The organism is Sphingomonas sp. C3-2, assembly GCF_033025475.1.
Lineage (GTDB): Bacteria > Pseudomonadota > Alphaproteobacteria > Sphingomonadales > Sphingomonadaceae > Sphingobium_A.
On the sequence record NZ_CP130322.1, the window covers coordinates 2,808,358 to 2,825,569 of the forward strand.

A 17,212-nucleotide genomic window follows, 5' to 3' on the forward strand; every position below is an offset into this window, starting at 1 on the left:
TGCGTTCGTGGCGCCGGTTTCCGGGAGGTCATCACATATCGTGCCTTCCCATCTCTGAACGAAAATGGTGCGCCCGGCAGGATTCGAACCTGCGACCCCAAGCTTAGAAGGCTCGTGCTCTATCCAACTGAGCTACGGGCGCGCATGCCGGCTCCGTTATCCGATTGGTGCGGAGAGGCGAACAGATTTTTGCGCATAGCGTGGATTGCGCGCGGAGGAAACCGCGATAGTTTGTTCGCATGAATGCGGGGGAAGTTCAGCCTGAGGGCGCGCCATCGGCGCAGGCGCCGGTTGCGGTGGATGCCAATCTGCTGCGCGATCGGCCGATGCGCTATTTCGATTTCGTGATGGCGGCGTTCGTGGCCATCCTGTTGCTGTCCAACGTGCTGGGCGCGGGCAAGGTGGCGACGGTCGATCTGCCGTTGATCGGCGACTGGCCGTTCGGCGCGGGCATATTGTTCTTCCCCGTCGGCTATGTGATCGGTGATGTGCTGACCGAGGTTTACGGCTATGCGCGTGCGCGCCGGTGCATCTGGGTGGGTTTTTCCGCGCTCATTTTCATGGCGTTCATGTCGTGGGTGGTCGTGGCGCTGCCACCGGCGGCGGACTGGACGGGGCAGGCCGCCTATGAGGCGGTTTTCGGGCAGGTGCCGCGCATCGTCTTTGCCAGCATCATTGCCTTTTGGGCGGGCGAACTCGCCAACAGCTTTGTGCTCGCCAAGATGAAGATCTGGACGCGCGGCAAGCATTTATGGAGTCGCACCATCGGCTCGACCGTGGTGGGGCAGGGGGTCGACAGCCTGATCTTCTACCCGCTCGCCTTCATGGGCGCGGCGGGCTGGACGGGCGGGCTGGTGCTCAAGGTGCTGTTGACGCAATGGGTGCTGAAGGTGAGCTGGGAAGTGCTGCTGACGCCCGTCACCTATCTGGTCGTCAATTTCCTCAAGCGGCGCGAGGGCGTCGACGTCTATGACGAGGGAACCAACTTCACGCCGTTCAAGACGGGTGTGTGACCTGCATCTGCAGTCAACGGCCCTCCCCAATCGCTTGCCGTCTATAATGGACGGGTAAGCAAGGATCGGGGTGCAAAGACATGGGGCAGGCGGAGATGGGATTGCAGGCGGATACGGGCGCGCGGCAGGTGCCCTTGGCCGGCGAAATCGCCCTGCTGCTGGTCAATGACCTGTGCGACAATAATGATCATCCCGAGATATGGGAGGCGTTTCCGCAATTTCTCGCGATGGTTCCTGATCTGCCGGAACTGATCGCGGATCGCCTTGAGATTGCGGCGTCAATGCCCCGCAATATGGGCCATGCGCTCGAAGTTTTGCATGCGATGTGCCTGGCCTATGGCGGCGATCTGGCTGCAGCGGCGAGCAGCCTGGGCGCCCTGTCGGTGCGGGTCAGCCAGTCCCCATTGGTGCAGGGCGCGCTTTTTCACGTGCTGGGGCGCATGGATCCGGACAATCCACGTTATGCGCTCAAAGGGAAATTCTGCCCCGACCCCTTTGAACGGCTCGAGGTGCTCGAGAGCACGAGCAATTTGTGCTGCGCCAGTTATCTGCCGTTATCGGCCGGAGACCTGAATCGGAAAACATGGCGGGAAGTCTGGAATTCCGAAAATGCGCAGCGCATCCGGGCGAGCATGCATGATGGCAGTTTCCGCCATTGCAACAAGATGGATTGCCCCGTGATTCAGCGTGACCTGCTGCAATCCAAGGCGGAGGTCGCTGCAAAATCGCCTTATTGGCGGGCATTGATCGATGCCGGTGAGACCGAGCTGGATCATGGCCCGGTGACCGTCAATCTTGCCTATGACAAGACGTGCAACCTGAGTTGCCCGAGTTGCCGGACCGAAAAAATCGCGGCCGATAGCGAGACGCGCGCGCGCTATGCGCGGTTGCAGGAAAATGCGATTTTGCCATTGCTCGCCAATACCCAGACGGTGTTCATCACCGGATCGGGTGATCCCTTTGCGTCGAAGAATTTTCGTCAACTGCTCGAACGCCTCGTTCCCGAGGATTATCCCGATCTGCGCTTCATTGTGATGACCAACGGGATGCTGTTCACCCCGCGCGAGTGGGCGCGCTTTCCCGCACTGCACGGCCGGGTCAAGAGCCTGCAGATCAGCCTCGACGCGGCGACCGGGCCGACGCATGAATTGCTGCGCCGGGGCGCGCGCTGGGAAACCATGGAGCGGAATTTGGCTTTTGCCGCAGAGCTGCGCCGCCAAGGTCTGGTCGACAGGCTCAATCTCCGCTTCACCGTGCAGCGCGAAAATTATCGCGAGATGGGGGAAGCGGTGGATCTGTGTGAGCGCATTGGCGCGGATAGCATCGATTTCAGCCGGGTGACCAATTGGGGGACGTTTTCGGTTGCAGAATATGCCGACAAGGCCGTGTTCGTTGAGAGCCACCCGGAATATCACCAGTTTTGCGAGGCAATGCGTGATCAGCGCTTGCGCCGCCCATGTGCGATTATGGGCAACCTCACGGGGTTTCTGTCGGCCGCGTGAGGCGGTTTGGGCGCATGATGCGTCGCAATTTGACTGCGGTTTGAGGCGGGGCGCCGGGGGCGCCTCGTCCTTTGGCGTGACCGTGCGCCGTACCTTTGATCCAGCCTGGCCTACCCAAAGCAGAGCGTGCTTGCGCGCCAAGAAAATCTATGTTCCCTTTATCTCTAGTTAAATAGTAGAGAATTCCTCGCATGATGGGGGACTATCCGATGACCAGAGATAAGTTATTGTTTTCGAGCGTTGCCTTGTTCGCGCTGGCGGTTCCGGGAATCGTTCAAGCCGCTGAACCGGCATCTGAAACCACGGCAGAGGAGAGCGCGGACAGCGCCGCCGTGCTGGACGATGGCGGCATTGTGGTGACTGCGCGCCGACGGACCGAATCGCTGCAGGACGTTCCGCTTGCGGTGTCGGTGGTCGATGCCAAGGCGATCGAGGCGACGGGGACGTTCAACGTGTCGAAGCTGACCCAGTTGCAGCCGTCGCTGCAATTTTATTCGACCAACCCGCGCAACTCGGCGGCCAATATCCGCGGGCTGGGTGCGCCCTTCGGGCTGACAAATGACGGCATCGAACAGGGCGTCGGCGTCTATATCGATCAGGTCTATAACAGCCGGATCGCGGCGGCGACGTTCGACTTTCTCGATGTCGAGCAGGTGGAGGTGCTGCGCGGCCCGCAGGGCACGCTGTACGGCAAGAACACGACGGCGGGCGCGATCAACATCACCACGCGCCAGCCCAGCTTCACGCCTGAGGCGCGCGCGGAGGTGACCATCGGCAATCTCGGCCTGGTCCAAGCCAAGGCGTCGATTTCGGGCCCGATTGTCGACGACAAGCTGGCGGTGCGGCTGGCGGCATCGTCGGGCAAGCGGCGCGGGACGATCTATAATGTCGCCACCGATCGCTGGGTGAACGAGCAGGACAATCTGGGCATTCGGGGCCAGCTATTGTGGCGCGCGACCGACAATCTCGATCTCACCTTGTCGGGCGATTACAACCGGCAGGACCCCGAATGCTGCGCGCAGATCTATGTCCGCACCGGCGCGACGCAGCGGTCACTCAACCGCCAGTTCGCCGAGCTTGCCGCCGCGTTCAACTATGCGCCGCCCAGCACCAACGCCTTTGACCGGCTGACCGATCTCGATAGCCCGCTCGATGCGTTTCAGGAAATCGGCGGCGTCTCGCTGCGCGCCGAATGGGATATCGGCCCGGGCACGCTCACTTCGGTCAGTGCATGGCGCTTCTGGAACTGGGGGCCGTCGAACGACCGCGACTTTATCGGGCTGCCGATCACCACGGTTTCGGCCAACCCGTCAAAGCAGAACCAGTATTCGCAGGAAATCCGCTATGCGGTGTCGGGCAACCGGTTCGATTATGTCGTCGGCCTGTTCGCCTATCACCAGAAACAGCACACCACCGGCGCGCAGGAACAGGGGCCGGCCGCCAGCCGCTGGCTGCTCAACCCCACAAGCCCGAGCGCGAACGATCCGTCGGTGCTGAACGGGCTGCGTTCGGAAAACGACATCGTGCTGAAGAGCACCAGCCTTGCCGCCTTCGGGCAGCTGAGCTGGAAGGTCACCGATCGCCTGCGCATCCAGCCGGGGCTGCGGCTCAACTATGACAAGAAACAGGGTTCCTATGTCGCGGTGGTCACCACGGGCAGCGGCAGCACCCAGCTGACCAGCGAGCAGCGCGGCGTGCTGGCACCGCAGAGCTACAATCCTGAGTTCAGCGACTGGAACGTATCGGGCGACCTTACCGTTTCCTATGACGTGGCCGATGATGTCATGGCCTATGCCACCTATGCCAAGAGCTTCAAATCGGGGGGGATCAACCTGTCGGGCCTGCCGCTCGATGCGAACAACAACCCGATCCTGGCGGTCGGTGCGGTCAAGCCGGAAAAGGTCGACCATTATGAAGTGGGCGTGAAGACCCAGTTCTGGGATCGCCGGGCGACCTTCAACCTTTCGGGCTTCTGGACCGAGATCCGCGATTATCAGGCAACGGTGACCAATGGCCAGCTGGGCGTTCTGCGCGGTTATCTTGCCAATGCCGAAAAGGTGCGCGTGCGCGGGATCGAGGCCGATTTCTCGGTGCGCCCGAGCGAGCGGTTGAGCCTTTATGCGAGCGGCGCCTTCACCGACCATGAATATGTAAAGTTCGTCGATGCGCCGTGCCCGCCCGAGCTTTCGGGCGGCCGTGCCGCGTCGGCGGCCAACCCGCCCAGCGCGCCGGGGACGCCCAATGGGTTCAGCCCCGCTAATTGCGACATTTCGGGCCAGTGGCTGCCCGGCATTTCGAAATGGGCGTTTTCCTATGGCGGCGAATATAATCTGCCGGCCAAGCTGCTCGGGCAGGATGGTCAGGTCTATCTGGGGTTCGACGGCAATTACCGCTCGAAATTCTCGTCCAACCCGTCGCGCTCGGCCTATACCGATATCAACGGATATTCGCTCGCGAACTTCCGTCTGGGCTTCCGCACAGAGGACCGCTGGAACATTTTTGGCTGGGTGAAGAACGCGTTCAACGAGAAATATTACGAGGTTCTGGCCACCCAATCGGGCAGCACCGGGCTTGTCGTGGGGCAGCCGGGCGACCAGCGGACTTACGGCGTGACGCTGAAGGCCGATTTCTGAACCATAGGGCGGGGGCGGCTTTGGCCGTCCCTTTCCGCGCATCGGCGGACAAACAAAAAGGGGCGCCGGTGGCGCCCCTTTTCATGTTCGGTTGCGTTCGCGATCAGGCCGCGACGGTTTCGAGCAGGCTTTCGAACAGCCGGCGACCGTCGATACCGCCATGGGCGGGTTCGACCATGCGTTCGGGGTGCGGCATCATGCCCAGCACATTGCCGCGTTCGTTGAGGATGCCGGCGATGTTGCGCGCGGCACCGTTCACCTGTTCGGCGTAGCGGAAGGCCACCTGGCCTTCGCCCTCAATACGGTCGAGCGTTTCGTCGTCGGCAAAGAAATTGCCGTCGTGATGTGCGACCGGAACGGTGATCTGCTCACCCTGCTTGTAGAGCTTGGTGAACATCGAGCTGTCGTTTTCCACCGTCAGCGCGACGTTGCGGCAGACGAAGTTCAGCCCGGCATTGCGCATCAGCGCGCCTGGAAGCAGGCCGGCTTCGGTCAGGATCTGGAAGCCGTTGCACACGCCGAACACCGGAACGCCGCGATTGGCCTGTTCCACCACCGCGCGCATCACCGCGCTGCGGGCCGACATCGCGCCCGAGCGCAGATAATCGCCATAGGAAAAGCCGCCGGGGACGCCGATCAGGCCGAGATTGGCGGGCAGTTCGGTTTCGGTGTGCCACACCATGTGCGGCTTCTTGCCGGTGACCTGTTCCAGCGCCACCGCCAGGTCGCGGTCGCAATTGGACCCGGGAAAGACAAGGACGGCGGTCTGCATGGGATTAGGCTCCCCGTTCGATGCGGTAGTTTTCGATAACCGTGTTGGCGAGCAGCTTGCGGCACATCTCGTCGATCTGTGCATCGGTAACGCTTGCGTCGAGATCGAGTTCAATCAGCTTGCCGGCGCGCACGTCGTTGACGCCGTTAAAGCCAAGGCCTTCCAGCGCGTGGTGGATGGCCTTGCCCTGCGGGTCGAGCACGCCGCCCTTCAGGGTCACGAAAATGCGGGTCTTCATCGTTCGAGTCTCGCTGGCTGGATAGGGAAATCTGCCGGCTCTATGGCCTCGCAAGCCGCGCGGTTCAAGGTTTCATCGCTGCGGGCGTGTTTTCGGGCACGATCCGGATGGTGAGCGGGGTGGCCGGATCGAGCCAGCGCCGCGCCGCGGCCTGCAGTTCGGCCGCCGTGATCGCGCCGAAAACCGCGGGCGCGGTGCGATAGCGGTCAAGCCTTTCGGGCGCGGACTGCGCCTCGCTGGCGAGCCCGATCCAGCTGCCATTTTCACGCGGGGCCTTGGCCAGCCGCTCCAGAATCGGGCGCCGCGCGCGGTTGAGCATGTCGTCGTCCACGAGCTTATCGCGCAGCCGGGCGGCGATGGCGGTGATCTCGGCCTCGACACGCGCGATATCCTCGATGTCAAGATTGGTGCTGGCGACCAGCTGGCCAAAGCCGGGATAGACCGAGGAAGTGTTCGACGCGGCCGAGGGCGAATAGGTGGCGCCCAGCGTTTCGCGCAGTTCCTCTGTCAGCATCAGGCGCATCACGGCGGCGAGCAGCGAAAGCGTGGCATCCTGCTTGAAATCGCTGTCGTCGGTCGTCGGCCAATAGACCATCAGCATCGCTTCATCGGCCTTGCCCTGATGGTAGAGCGTGACGGGGGCCGGGACGTGCGGAAAGGCGATGCGGCGCGCCTCCGCGAAACGGCCCGGTTCGGCATCGCGCACGGGTAGGGCGCCAAAGGTGCGCGCGATCATGTCGATGGCCGCTTGCTGGTCGACATCGCCGACAATGCCGATCTCGATCGCGCCCTTGGCAAAGGCGCGCGCGGTCGCCTCGCGCAGTTCGCCCATATTGCGTGTGAGGAGTTGGGGGAGCTCGGGCACGCCGAAACGCGGATCGCCGCCTGCGACGATGCGCGCGACATCGCGCGAGGCGATGGCGGCGGGGGAGGCATCGAACGTATCATAGGCAACGGGCACGCGGTTCTGCCACTGCATCTGCCCCTCTGCACGAAAGCCCGGCGCGGTGAGATAGGCGGTAAGGAGCTGAAGCTGAAACTCCAGATCCTCGGGCGTGGTGATGGTGGAGGTGCCGAAGCTTTCGTCGCTGGCGGCAAGGCCGAGTGAAACCGAACGCCCGGCCGACAGGCTCTGCAGGTCATCAAGGCTGTGCGCGTTTGTGCCGCCGGCGGCAAAGGCGCTGTTCATGAACATGCGCAAGCCCGGCTTGTCCTTGTCGAATTCCAGCGCGCCGCTTGCGACTTTGAGCGTGAGGCGGATGCGACCGCGTTCGAAATCGGTGGTCTTCAGGTTTAGCCGGACATTATTGGCGAAGCGCAGCGTGCGGATGCCGAGATCGGGGATCACCGTATCGGCCACGATCGTGCCGGGCGCGCCGAAATCCTTGTGCGCGAATTCGGTCAGGCCCTGATCACCAACGGCGGAAACCGGTGTGGCGGCGCTCTTGTGCCACGCGGCCAATATCGTGTCGGCGGCATCCGGCAGCGCGGCCTTGCCCGATATATGGATGAGCGGCTCTACGCCCTGCCATTGCTTGCGGAACGCCGCGTTGACGGCGTCGGGCGTGATATCCCCCTCGCGCGCCTTGAAGCGTTCGAGCCGGTGCGCGGGGCTCGTCACCACCAGCCGGGATTCGAGCGCCCCGGCCAACGTATCGGCCAGTGCCGCAGACCGGCGCGTTTCGGCCTGGTTCGCGCCGATTTCGAAGCTGCGGCGCATATTGGTGCGCTGTTCGGCGAGTTCGCTGGCCGTAAAGCCGTGTTCGAGCGCGCGGCGCAGTTCCTGTTCGCCGATGGTAAGCGCGCGCTGCCAGTCATCGCCCTTGGCCGAAATGTCGATCGTCGCCATATTCGCCGTGCGCGCGAGCCGGCTCTTGCTGGCCCCGCCCGAGATGATCGGCGCATCTTCGGCACGCGCGAGCTTGGCCAGCCGGCGCGAGAGGATGGCATTGCCCAGCGTTTCGAGCATCGACTGAAACCGGCTCTGTTCGGTGTCCGGCGCGCTATCCATGGGCTGCGGCGCCAGGATCGATACGCTCACGGGCACATCGGGATGCTGGAAATAGGCGGCGGCCATGGGGCGGGCGGGATCGACCGTGCCGAGCGGCGCATCGGGCGCGGAGGGCGCCGGTTTCCAGCTGGCAAAACGCGCACGGATGCGCCGTTCCATCGCGGCGGGATCGATATCGCCGGAGACGATGAGCGTCGCGCGCTGCGGCGCATAATAGCGGGCGTAGAGATCGCGGATGCGCTCGGGCGGCGCGGTGCGGATCACTTCTGGATCGCCGATCGGCATGCGGCGCGAAATCGTCGCATCAGGAAGTGCGAAGGCGAAGAGATGTTCCAGCCGGCGCAGGCCATATTGGTCGCGTGCGCGGCGTTCGGCAAGGATGATACCGCGTTCGCGGCTCACGGCCTCGGGCGCGATTGTCAGGTTACGCGCGGTTTCATCGAGCAGCATCAGCGCGGTGTCGACCGTTTCGTCGTCCACGCGTGGCAGATCGAGCTTATAGACCGTCTCGGTGAACGAGGTGCTGGCGTTGGTGTCTGCGCCAAAGGCCAGGCCGTGGCGCTCGAGGATCTTCACCATCTCGCCTTCGGGGACGTTCTTCGATCCGTTGAACGCCATGTGCTCGAGGAAATGGGCAAGCCCGCGCTGGTCGTCGGCCTCGGCAGTCGATCCGACATCGAAGCGCAGGCGCAGCGATGCGGCCTCGCGCGGGGTAGCATTGGCGCGGATCGCATAGCGCATGCCGTTGGGCAGAACGCCGTATCGCCATTCGCGGTCGGGCGGAACATCACCCTGATCGAACCCCCAGGCGGCTGCCACGGGCGCGGGGATGGGGGCGGTAAGCGCCGGGCGTTCGGGCGCGGCCTGACAGGCGCCCAGCGCGAGCGGCGCGGTGCTGGCGAGGAACAAGGTGAGGATCGAGGGGAAGCGTGGGCCGAAGCGGCGGGAAATTGTCATGGTGCCTCAGCACCATCGCGGCCAGCGCTTGTCAATGCCGCAGGGAATCGCGCTGGGCGGAGACGGCGGCGCGCGCCGGGCATTGTCGCCCGCGCGCGCCGCGACGTCACTTACTTGCCGCGCTTCTTGCGGTGGGTTTCGAGATCGAGGATCGCGTTCTCGGCGCCTTCGGGCAGCAGGCCGAGACGGCGCGCCACTTCCTGATAGGCTTCGACTTCGCCACCAAGATCGCGACGGAACCGGTCCTTGTCGAGCTTTTCGCCCGAGGCCATGTCCCACAGACGGCAGCCATCGGGGCTGATCTCGTCGGCGAGGATGATGCGCGAATAGTCGTTGTCGTAGATGCGACCGAATTCGAGCTTGAAATCGACCAGACGGATGCCGATGCCCGCGAACAGGCCCGACATGAAGTCGTTCACGCGGATCGCCATGTCGGCGATGTCGTGCATTTCTTCCTGGCTGGCCCAGCCGAAACAGGCGATATGCTCATCGGCGATCATCGGATCGCCAAGGGCATCGTCCTTGTAATAATATTCGACGATCGTGCGCGGCAGCTGGGTGCCTTCCTCGATGCCGAGGCGCTTGGTCAGCGAGCCTGCGGCGACGTTGCGCACGACGACCTCGATGGGAACGATCTCGCACTGGCGGATCAGCTGTTCGCGCATGTTGAGGCGACGGATGAAGTGCGTCGGTACACCGATATTGCCGAGCAGCGTGAAGATATGCTCGGAAATACGGTTGTTGAGCACACCCTTGCCGTTGATCGTGCCCTTTTTCTGGGCATTGAACGCGGTGGCGTCATCCTTGAAATACTGGATCAGCGTGCCGGGTTCGGGACCTTCGTAAAGGATCTTGGCCTTGCCCTCATAGATCTGGCGGCGGCGTGCCATTGGCTTTTACCCCTGAAAACATATGCCCCGGCCGCACCTTAAATAGGAAGCGCTGGCCGGGGCGGGAAGGGCTGCGCCTATAGACGATTGTCATGCGCAACGCAATTATGTCGCTGGCCGTTTCAGGCGGCTGTCCGGTCCTGCCATTCGAGCACCGTCAGGTAGTTGGCCAGCCGGTTGCGCTCCAGCGAGGCAATCAGAGGATTACGGTGATAGGGCAGGACAAGCTCTGCGATGGCGGCACTCCACGGCGCGTCCATCGAGAACAATATGCCGAGCCCGAAAATCGCCGGAATTTCGGCCAATGCAATTTCGCGCCCGTCTGCGGCTATGTCCTTGATGAAATCCTCGACAGCGGTGCGCACGCCATTGCGCGGCCCCCCTTCATGCTTGGCCCAGGCAAAATGCCCCATCCCGCGAAATCCGCGTCCGGGATGCAGATAAGGGTCTGTGGGGACGGCCCCGCCCTCGAAATCATGGTCGTGGCGGAATTCGAGCGGGATTTGTTCGGGCGCATAATACATGTCGCGTCGCCCGGAGGGCCAGTCGATATCGTGCAAGATCGCCAGAAAGGGCTTGTTGTCGCGCCGGCAAAGCGCGTCGATCTGCTTCAGTTCGTTATAGACGGTGTACCAGTTATGATCGCCGTCGATCAGCCAGGCGTCGATGCCGGAAAGCGTGCCGATGGCTTTGAGGCTGGGCTCGGCAATATGCCGCACCGTTGGGTTTTGCGCGGCCCATTGCACGAATTCCGGCTTGGGCGCCGGGTCGATACTGGTGAGGCTGCCGTCATGCATCGCTGCAAATTCGGCGAGCCGTGCCGACATGCCGCCATATTCGGCGCCGATCTCGGCAATGTTCTGCGCTTCGGCGCGGTCAAGGATCCCGAGAATGATCTCGGAGAATTCGGACATGCTGTGGATAAGGAGATCAGTCACAACTCAAGCTGCTTGTGCTAGGGGCGGGGCGGTACGAGCGACCACCGGTCGGAATACGATGCTGAGCGCCATGGCGTCGCTGTGACGGCCGATGGGGGGCTGGACGAGCATGATGCCATCGGCGGCGGTGCAGCGGAAAAGGCCCGGTGCGGTCTGCTCCATCGAATCATAGACGGGAATGGCGGGTAGCGAGCGGCCATTTTCCATGACATTTTCGACATGGACGAAACGGACTTCCTCGATCTGCACCCATTCATACAGGCGGCAGAGCTGCAGGCCGATCGTCAACTGCGCGACACCGATCGGGATGAGCGCGTGATAATAGCCATCGGCGGTGGGATAGGCTTCGATGCTGGCGTTGCTGACCGATTTGCCGTCGGCGATCAGGATCGGCAGGTCGATCTGGCCAGCGTCGAAATCGTGCTTGCGCAGATCAAGGCCGTAACGGCGTGATCCGAATAGGCTGAGATTGACGTGAATGCCCCGTTGCTGAAGCTCGCCGGGGAGGAACATGCTGTCGGAATTCTTGACGTAGAACAGTCCGCGACGGCGCATGCCTTCCTGCGCGGCGTCCAGATCGACAAGCGGCTGAGTGGCCTTGGTACCAAGGTTCACGTCGTGGCGGAAATGCTGGATCGCGCGGACTTCTTCGTCGGTAGGCAGCGAAAGGAAGCGCGACAGGATGGCGGCGCTGGCGCGACGACGGCTGGTGAAATCGTCCGACAGCGGCGGGCGCTTCATGCCCGGTGTTTCGCGGCGCGCGCGGATGAAGGACAGGCAGGCCTGCTGCACGACATCGCGGCAGGCGCTTTGGGCGCCCTTGATATCGGCGGCCTTGCGCACAGGTTTGCCGTCCTCGCGGTAATCGATCACCGATCCGTCGGCCACGGTGCAGAATTGCTCGACGATCGCGATCGATTCGCACAGCGCGCGCAGCGCGCGGTTGTCATAATCCGCCACGCTGAGGAAGCCGCGTTTGTTGAGACCCGATGGGGTGGATTCACGCAGGATCAGATAACGACCGGCGACCGTCAGGTTCATCGCGCTTGTCAGCCGCGGTTCAACCCAGTTCTGGACCGAGCCGTTATAGCCGAGATCGACGAGCATCACCGCATCGCCCTGCGCCACGCCCTTGGTTGCGAGATAGGCGGCGAGCCTTTTGCCGAAACGCTCGGAGCGTGCCAAAATCTTGGCCTGCCAATCGTCCTGACGCATCCGTGCAAAAAACTTGCGGGCCCCGTCGCGTGACAGCTTGTCTGCTTCTTTGTCGGACAGGAGCATCTGGTGCGCCATCACCGAGGTCGGGATGTCGTGGATATTGGCTTCCAGATATTTGGCGATCGCATCGGCATCGACAAACCCCGCCGCTGTCGAGGTGAAGCGGCTGAGTTCGATCGCCGCGCAGCGTTCGGCGCGTTCGGGATAGCGCGTCAAAAAAGCCTGATGCGGCAAATATCCGTCACGCAGTAGGAACAGCAGCTTTACGGGCTTGCCGAGCGAAGCTTCGAGCGCATCGGCCTCTGCCGCGATCCATTCGGCGAAATCATTCATCACCGGCCCGAATACGTCATGGCCGAGCACATGATCGGGCGCGCTTTCCTCGCGCATGGCGATCTGGGCGCGGTGCGGTTGAAAGGCCGGGATCGAAACACGCGTGTCCGGATCCATCACGGTGGCGGCGACCGCTTCGAGACGCAGGCGGTTCTGGGTGCTGTCATCGAACTGGCGGATATGGACGGTGTTGATGCCGAGCGCTGACGGTGCGGTCTGATCCGCTGCCTTGTTATCGCCGACATGGAGGATCGCCTCGGGTGAAATCCCCAGTTCCGCCAAAACGGGTGCGAAAAGGCCGGCCGCCTTGGGCTTGCCGAACGCACTTGAACAGAAGATCCGGTCGATCATCGCGGCAAGATCCTCTCCCCCGGCGCGTGCGATGAGCGTGCGGAGCTGGGATTCCGGCAAATAGGTGTCCGACACGATCACGACCTGAAGCCCGCGAGCCTTGGCGTCGGCGATCAGCGCGCAGGTCGGTGCGAAGGCGTAGCAGTGGCGCGCTTCGGCCTCGAGTTCGCGCTCGATGGCCGCTGCACGTTCGGAGTCGTTCGCGTGCGGCATAAGCTGGGCATAGATTTCGTCGATCGTCACCTCGTCGCGCGCGTGGCGTACGGCGGCGAGCTTGCGCGCCTTGGCTTCGGCAAACTGACGTTCGGGAATGGCGCCCCCGGCAATGGGCAGATCGGCAAACACATCCACCGGGGCATTCACATTGCGCCAGATCAGCGTGTCGAAACAGTCGAGCGACAGGATCTCGATGCCCGGCGCGGCATCCACCAGCAGGCTGGCCAGCGCATGCGGGCGAACGACATAATCCATGATCCTGATCTCCATCCGATCGACATTGTCAAAGGACGGCATTCCTGTCGGACCATGCCGTCAGGCTTAATTTAGGATGAAAACCGGGGCGCAGGGCGATGCGGCGGAGATTTTTGGCAGGCCGTAGCGGCCGGGGATAGGATGGTCCGTTGCCCTTGCAAGGGAGCGGGCAACGGACCGGTGCGGGCGGCCCAGAGGGAGTGGGGGGAGGCCGCCCGTTTGGGTGTTGGCGTCAGTTGCAGCGCTTGCGCTGCGCGGCGTCGCGCCAGGGGGCTTCGTATAGATGCGCCACAAGCCGGTCGAAGGTGAACAGGACATCCTTCGTAAATGCCGAAAAACCTGTGGCAAGGTCATGCTGATGCTCGGCCCAGATGCGGCCTTCCAATTCATCGCGGGTCATGGCTTGGTTCCGGTCGTTCAGGGGGTGAAGCAAGGTCTTGGCTTGCCGCGTCGATATGCGCCGTGGGGCGCACCGATACCAACTAATCATTGGACGACATTCATAAGTAGAGCTTATGATAAGGGCATGCGTCGTATCCCGCCCCTTGCCGCCATTCGGGTTTTCGAAGCCGCCGCGCGTCATGAAAATTTCACAAAGGCGGCGGACGAGCTGGGGATGACGCAGGCGGCCGTCAGTTATCAGGTGAAATTATTGGAAGAGCGGCTGGGGGCCGCGCTGTTCCACCGTGTCGGCCGGCAGGTGCAGCTGAGCGAAACCGGACGGCGGATCGCGCCGATGGTGTCGGGGGCGTTCGATACGCTCGACGATGCGTTCGGCATTGCGCGCACCGATAGTGAGGCGGTGCTGACGATCAGTTGTTCGAACACCTTTGCCTCGAACTGGCTGGCGCTTCGGCTGGGCGGGTTTCAGATGCAGCGGCCGGGGCTTGCCGTGCGGCTCCACACCGCCGACCATATCGTCGACTTTGCGCGCGAGGAGGTCGATGTCGCCATCCGCAACAGCCCCGATCCCTGGCCGGGGCTGGTGTCGCATTTCCTGATGCGTGTGCCGATCCTGCCGCTTGCCAGCCCGGCCTTCCTCGCAAAGCATCCCCCCGTCGCGACGCCCGCGGATGTGATGGCGCTGCCGCGCCTGTCGCCCGACGACGTGTGGTGGGATCAATGGCTCGATGCCGTGGGCGGAGGCGCGCGGCGACAGCGAACAGCCACGGGGCTGCGTCTCGATTCGCAGATTCTGGAGGGCAATGCCGCGATTGCCGGGCAGGGGGTGGCGGTGATCAATCCCGCAATGTGGCTGCCCGAACTGCGCTCGGGCCGGCTGGTCGCGCCGATCGATGCGGTCGCTTATGGCCGCCGGCATTTCTGGCTGGTCTATCCCGAATATCGTCGCCACGCGCCCAAGGTGCGGGCGTTTCGCGATTGGTTGCTTGGCGAAATGGAAAAGGATGCGGCGACCGACGAATATGGGTGTTTTACAGGGCCGGTGGAAACGGCCGCATCGCCGCGCAGTTGAGAGGATCGCGCAGCGATGCGACCACGCTGATCAACTTGTGTGCTATTGAAATAGTACGCCCCGGTCAAGCGCCGAAGCGACGGCCCGAGCCATCCCGTGAAACGAATCGGAAACGGCCCCTCGCCACCGGAAATCCGCCCTGCTACTGATAGGGAATGGCAACAGATTTTACCGATCCCTTCGACCAGATCATCGATGCCCCGTTCGATAGCGCCCTGTCCGAGCGCTATCTTGTCTATGCATTGTCGACGATCACGGCACGCTCGCTTCCGGATGTGCGCGACGGTCTGAAGCCGGTGCATCGGCGGCTGCTCTGGGCGATGCGGTTGCTGAAGCTCGATCCCAGTGCCGGGTACAAGAAATGCGCGCGCGTCGTCGGCGATGTGATCGGCAAATACCACCCGCATGGCGACCAGTCGGTCTATGACGCGATGGTCCGCCTCGCGCAGACATTCTCGTTGCGCTACCCGCTGGTCGACGGGCAGGGCAATTTCGGCAATGTCGACGGCGATAACGCCGCGGCCATGCGCTATACCGAGGCGCGGCTGACGGCGGCGGCGAACGACCTGATGGCCGGACTCGACGAAGGCACGGTCGATTTCCGGCTGACCTATAATGGTGAGGAGGAAGAGCCCGAGATCTTCCCCGGTCTGTTCCCCAATCTGCTCGCCAATGGCGCCAGCGGCATTGCGGTGGGCATGGCAACCTCGATCCCGCCGCACAATGTGGCCGAGCTGATCGATGCATCGATGCTGCTGGTCGACCAGCCCGAGGTCGATGACGCGCAATTGCTGCAATTTGTGCAGGGCCCCGATTTCCCGACCGGCGGCGTGGTGGTGGACAGCGCATCTGCGATTGCCGAGGCCTATGCCACGGGGCGCGGTGGTTTCCGCGTCCGCTCGCGCTGGGAAAAGCAGGATGAGGGGCGCGGCACCTGGGTCGCGGTGATCACCGAAATTCCCTATCAGGTCCAGAAATCGAAGCTGATCGAGCAGATCGCGCATCTGATCTCGGAAAAGAAGCTGCCGATCCTCGCCGATATTCGCGACGAATCCGACGAACAGATCCGCATCGTCCTCGAACCGCGCAGCCGCACGGTCGAACCCGACATGCTGATGGAAAGCCTGTTCCGGCTGACCGACCTCGAAACGCGCGTGTCGCTCAACCTCAACGTGCTCGACGCCAACCGCACGCCGCGCGTGATGAGCCTGAAGGAAGTGCTCGTCGCGTGGCTGCAGCACCAGATCGAGGTGCTGGTGCGCCGCTCGCAGCACCGGCTTGCGCGGATCGACGACCGGATCGAGCTGCTCGATGGCTATCTGGTCGCCTATCTCAACCTCGACCGGGTGATCGAGATCATCCGCACCGAGGATGAACCCAAGCAAGTGATGATGGCCGAATTTGGGCTGACCGACCGACAGGCCGAGGCGATCCTCAACATGCGGCTGCGCTCTCTGCGCCGGCTTGAGGAAATGGAAATTCGCAAGGAGCGCGATACGCTCGACGCCGAACGCAAGACGCTGGCGGCGCTGATCGACAGCCCGGCGCGTCAGCGCACCCAGCTGAAGCGCGATCTGGCCAAGGTGCGCGAACGCTATGGCCCCGAAACCGCGATCGGGCGCCGCCGCACGCTGATCGAGGAAGCCGCGCCCGCGCGTGAAATCCCGTTGGAAGCCATGGTCGAGCGCGAGCCGATCACCGTCATCATGTCGCAACGCGGCTGGATCCGCGCGATGAAGGGGCATAACGACCTTGCCTCGGCGGATGCCGCCAAGTTCAAGGAAGGCGACGGCCCGGCCTTTGCCTTCCACGCGCAGACGACCGACAAGATCCTGCTCGCCGCCGACAATGGCCGTTTCTATACGCTCGCGGCGGACAAGCTGCCCGGCGGGCGCGGTTTTGGTGAGCCGGTGCGCCTGATGATCGATATCGATGCCGAAACCGGGATCATCGCACTGATGCCCGCCACCCAGGGCAAGCTGCTGCTCGCTTCGTCGGACGGGCGTGGGTTTGTGGCGGCGATGAGCGACGCGATTGCCGAAACCCGCAAGGGCAAGCAACTTGTCAATGTGCGCCCCGGTGCGCGGCTCAAGATCATCCGCGAAATTCCGGCAGAGGCCGATTATGTCGCGGTGATCGGCGATAACCGCAAGCTCGTCGTCTTCCCGATCGGCGAGCTGCCCGAAATGGCGCGCGGGCAGGGCGTCACGCTGCAGCGTTACCGCGATGGCGGGCTTTCCGACGCGATTGCCTTCCGGTTCGAGGAGGGGCTTAGCTGGACGATGGGCGGTGAAACCGGCCGGACGCGCACCGAAGCGGACCTGACGCCGTGGCGCGTGGCGCGCGGTGCTGCGGGCCGCATGCCGCCTACGGGTTTCCCGAGAAACAATCGTTTCGGCTGAACGGATCGT

At 63.1% G+C, this 17,212-nt stretch carries 12 protein-coding genes and 1 tRNA gene; 5 read left to right on the forward strand and 8 right to left on the reverse strand.

Annotation, left to right across the window (positions count from 1 at the left end):
• Window positions 1–65 precede the first annotated feature (65 nt).
• Window positions 66–142: transfer RNA gene (locus QYC26_RS13525), tRNA-Arg, on the reverse strand.
• Between the two features lie 97 nt (window positions 143–239).
• Here QYC26_RS13525 and QYC26_RS13530 point away from each other — a divergent pair.
• From QYC26_RS13530 to QYC26_RS13540, 3 genes are all read left to right on the forward strand, one after another.
• Entirely contained in the window at window positions 240–1,013 is a 774-nt protein-coding gene (locus QYC26_RS13530) for a queuosine precursor transporter (protein WP_317512747.1), read from the forward strand.
• A 95-nt stretch (window positions 1,014–1,108) separates the two neighbouring features.
• Window positions 1,109–2,515 (forward strand): radical SAM protein, encoded by a 1,407-nt coding sequence (locus QYC26_RS13535; RefSeq protein ID WP_317512748.1) that lies wholly within the window; start codon window positions 1,109–1,111, stop codon window positions 2,513–2,515.
• A gap of 209 nt (window positions 2,516–2,724) precedes the next feature.
• Complete coding sequence (locus tag QYC26_RS13540) at window positions 2,725–5,148, forward strand: TonB-dependent receptor (RefSeq protein ID WP_317512749.1); 2,424 nt, start codon at window positions 2,725–2,727, stop codon at window positions 5,146–5,148.
• Window positions 5,149–5,251: 103 nt separating this feature from the next.
• On the opposite strand, the gene purQ is transcribed toward QYC26_RS13540, so the two are convergent.
• The 7 genes from purQ to QYC26_RS13575 form a co-directional block, all read right to left on the reverse strand.
• A complete protein-coding gene (gene purQ, locus QYC26_RS13545) occupies window positions 5,252–5,920 on the reverse strand; it encodes a phosphoribosylformylglycinamidine synthase subunit PurQ (protein ID WP_317512750.1) in 669 nt (222 codons plus the stop codon).
• Window positions 5,921–5,924: 4 nt separating this feature from the next.
• On the reverse strand, window positions 5,925–6,158 hold the full coding sequence (purS, locus tag QYC26_RS13550; RefSeq protein WP_317512751.1) for a phosphoribosylformylglycinamidine synthase subunit PurS: 234 nt from the start codon (window positions 6,156–6,158) through the stop codon (window positions 5,925–5,927).
• A gap of 64 nt (window positions 6,159–6,222) precedes the next feature.
• Entirely contained in the window at window positions 6,223–9,126 is a 2,904-nt protein-coding gene (locus tag QYC26_RS13555; RefSeq protein ID WP_317512752.1) for a M16 family metallopeptidase, read from the reverse strand.
• A gap of 110 nt (window positions 9,127–9,236) precedes the next feature.
• Complete coding sequence (purC, locus tag QYC26_RS13560) at window positions 9,237–10,016, reverse strand: phosphoribosylaminoimidazolesuccinocarboxamide synthase (RefSeq protein WP_317512753.1); 780 nt, start codon at window positions 10,014–10,016, stop codon at window positions 9,237–9,239.
• A gap of 122 nt (window positions 10,017–10,138) precedes the next feature.
• Window positions 10,139–10,954, reverse strand: a complete 816-nt coding sequence (locus QYC26_RS13565; protein ID WP_317512754.1) for a class I SAM-dependent methyltransferase — start codon at window positions 10,952–10,954, stop codon at window positions 10,139–10,141.
• 3 nt (window positions 10,955–10,957) lie between these two features.
• Window positions 10,958–13,327: an HAD family hydrolase gene (locus QYC26_RS13570; RefSeq protein WP_317512755.1), complete on the reverse strand. Its 2,370-nt coding sequence runs from the start codon at window positions 13,325–13,327 to the stop codon at window positions 10,958–10,960.
• A gap of 232 nt (window positions 13,328–13,559) precedes the next feature.
• Entirely contained in the window at window positions 13,560–13,727 is a 168-nt protein-coding gene (locus QYC26_RS13575) for a hypothetical protein (protein WP_317512756.1), read from the reverse strand.
• Window positions 13,728–13,853: 126 nt separating this feature from the next.
• Here QYC26_RS13575 and QYC26_RS13580 point away from each other — a divergent pair, with 126 nt between their 5' ends.
• Both QYC26_RS13580 and parC read left to right on the forward strand, forming a co-directional pair.
• Window positions 13,854–14,801 (forward strand): LysR substrate-binding domain-containing protein, encoded by a 948-nt coding sequence (locus tag QYC26_RS13580; protein WP_317512757.1) that lies wholly within the window; start codon window positions 13,854–13,856, stop codon window positions 14,799–14,801.
• Window positions 14,802–14,956: 155 nt separating this feature from the next.
• Window positions 14,957–17,203 carry a DNA topoisomerase IV subunit A gene (gene parC, locus QYC26_RS13585; RefSeq protein ID WP_317512758.1) on the forward strand — a complete coding sequence of 749 codons (2,247 nt, stop codon included), beginning with the start codon at window positions 14,957–14,959 and terminating at the stop codon, window positions 17,201–17,203.
• Window positions 17,204–17,212 lie beyond the last annotated feature (9 nt).

What these genes read in the sequence shown, in the direction of transcription:
- QYC26_RS13530 (WP_317512747.1), top strand. Translation starts at nt 240, where the DNA reads ATGAATGCGGGGGAAGTTCAGCCTGAGGGCGCGCCATCGGCGCAGGCG.
- QYC26_RS13535 (WP_317512748.1), top strand. Translation starts at nt 1,109, where the DNA reads ATGGGATTGCAGGCGGATACGGGCGCGCGGCAGGTGCCCTTGGCCGGC.
- QYC26_RS13540 (WP_317512749.1), top strand. Translation starts at nt 2,725, where the DNA reads ATGACCAGAGATAAGTTATTGTTTTCGAGCGTTGCCTTGTTCGCGCTG.
- purQ (WP_317512750.1), bottom strand. Translation starts at nt 5,920, where the DNA reads ATGCAGACCGCCGTCCTTGTCTTTCCCGGGTCCAATTGCGACCGCGAC.
- purS (WP_317512751.1), bottom strand. Translation starts at nt 6,158, where the DNA reads ATGAAGACCCGCATTTTCGTGACCCTGAAGGGCGGCGTGCTCGACCCG.
- QYC26_RS13555 (WP_317512752.1), bottom strand. Translation starts at nt 9,126, where the DNA reads ATGACAATTTCCCGCCGCTTCGGCCCACGCTTCCCCTCGATCCTCACC.
- purC (WP_317512753.1), bottom strand. Translation starts at nt 10,016, where the DNA reads ATGGCACGCCGCCGCCAGATCTATGAGGGCAAGGCCAAGATCCTTTAC.
- QYC26_RS13570 (WP_317512755.1), bottom strand. Translation starts at nt 13,327, where the DNA reads ATGGATTATGTCGTTCGCCCGCATGCGCTGGCCAGCCTGCTGGTGGAT.
- QYC26_RS13575 (WP_317512756.1), bottom strand. Translation starts at nt 13,727, where the DNA reads ATGACCCGCGATGAATTGGAAGGCCGCATCTGGGCCGAGCATCAGCAT.
- QYC26_RS13580 (WP_317512757.1), top strand. Translation starts at nt 13,854, where the DNA reads ATGCGTCGTATCCCGCCCCTTGCCGCCATTCGGGTTTTCGAAGCCGCC.
- parC (WP_317512758.1), top strand. Translation starts at nt 14,957, where the DNA reads ATGGCAACAGATTTTACCGATCCCTTCGACCAGATCATCGATGCCCCG.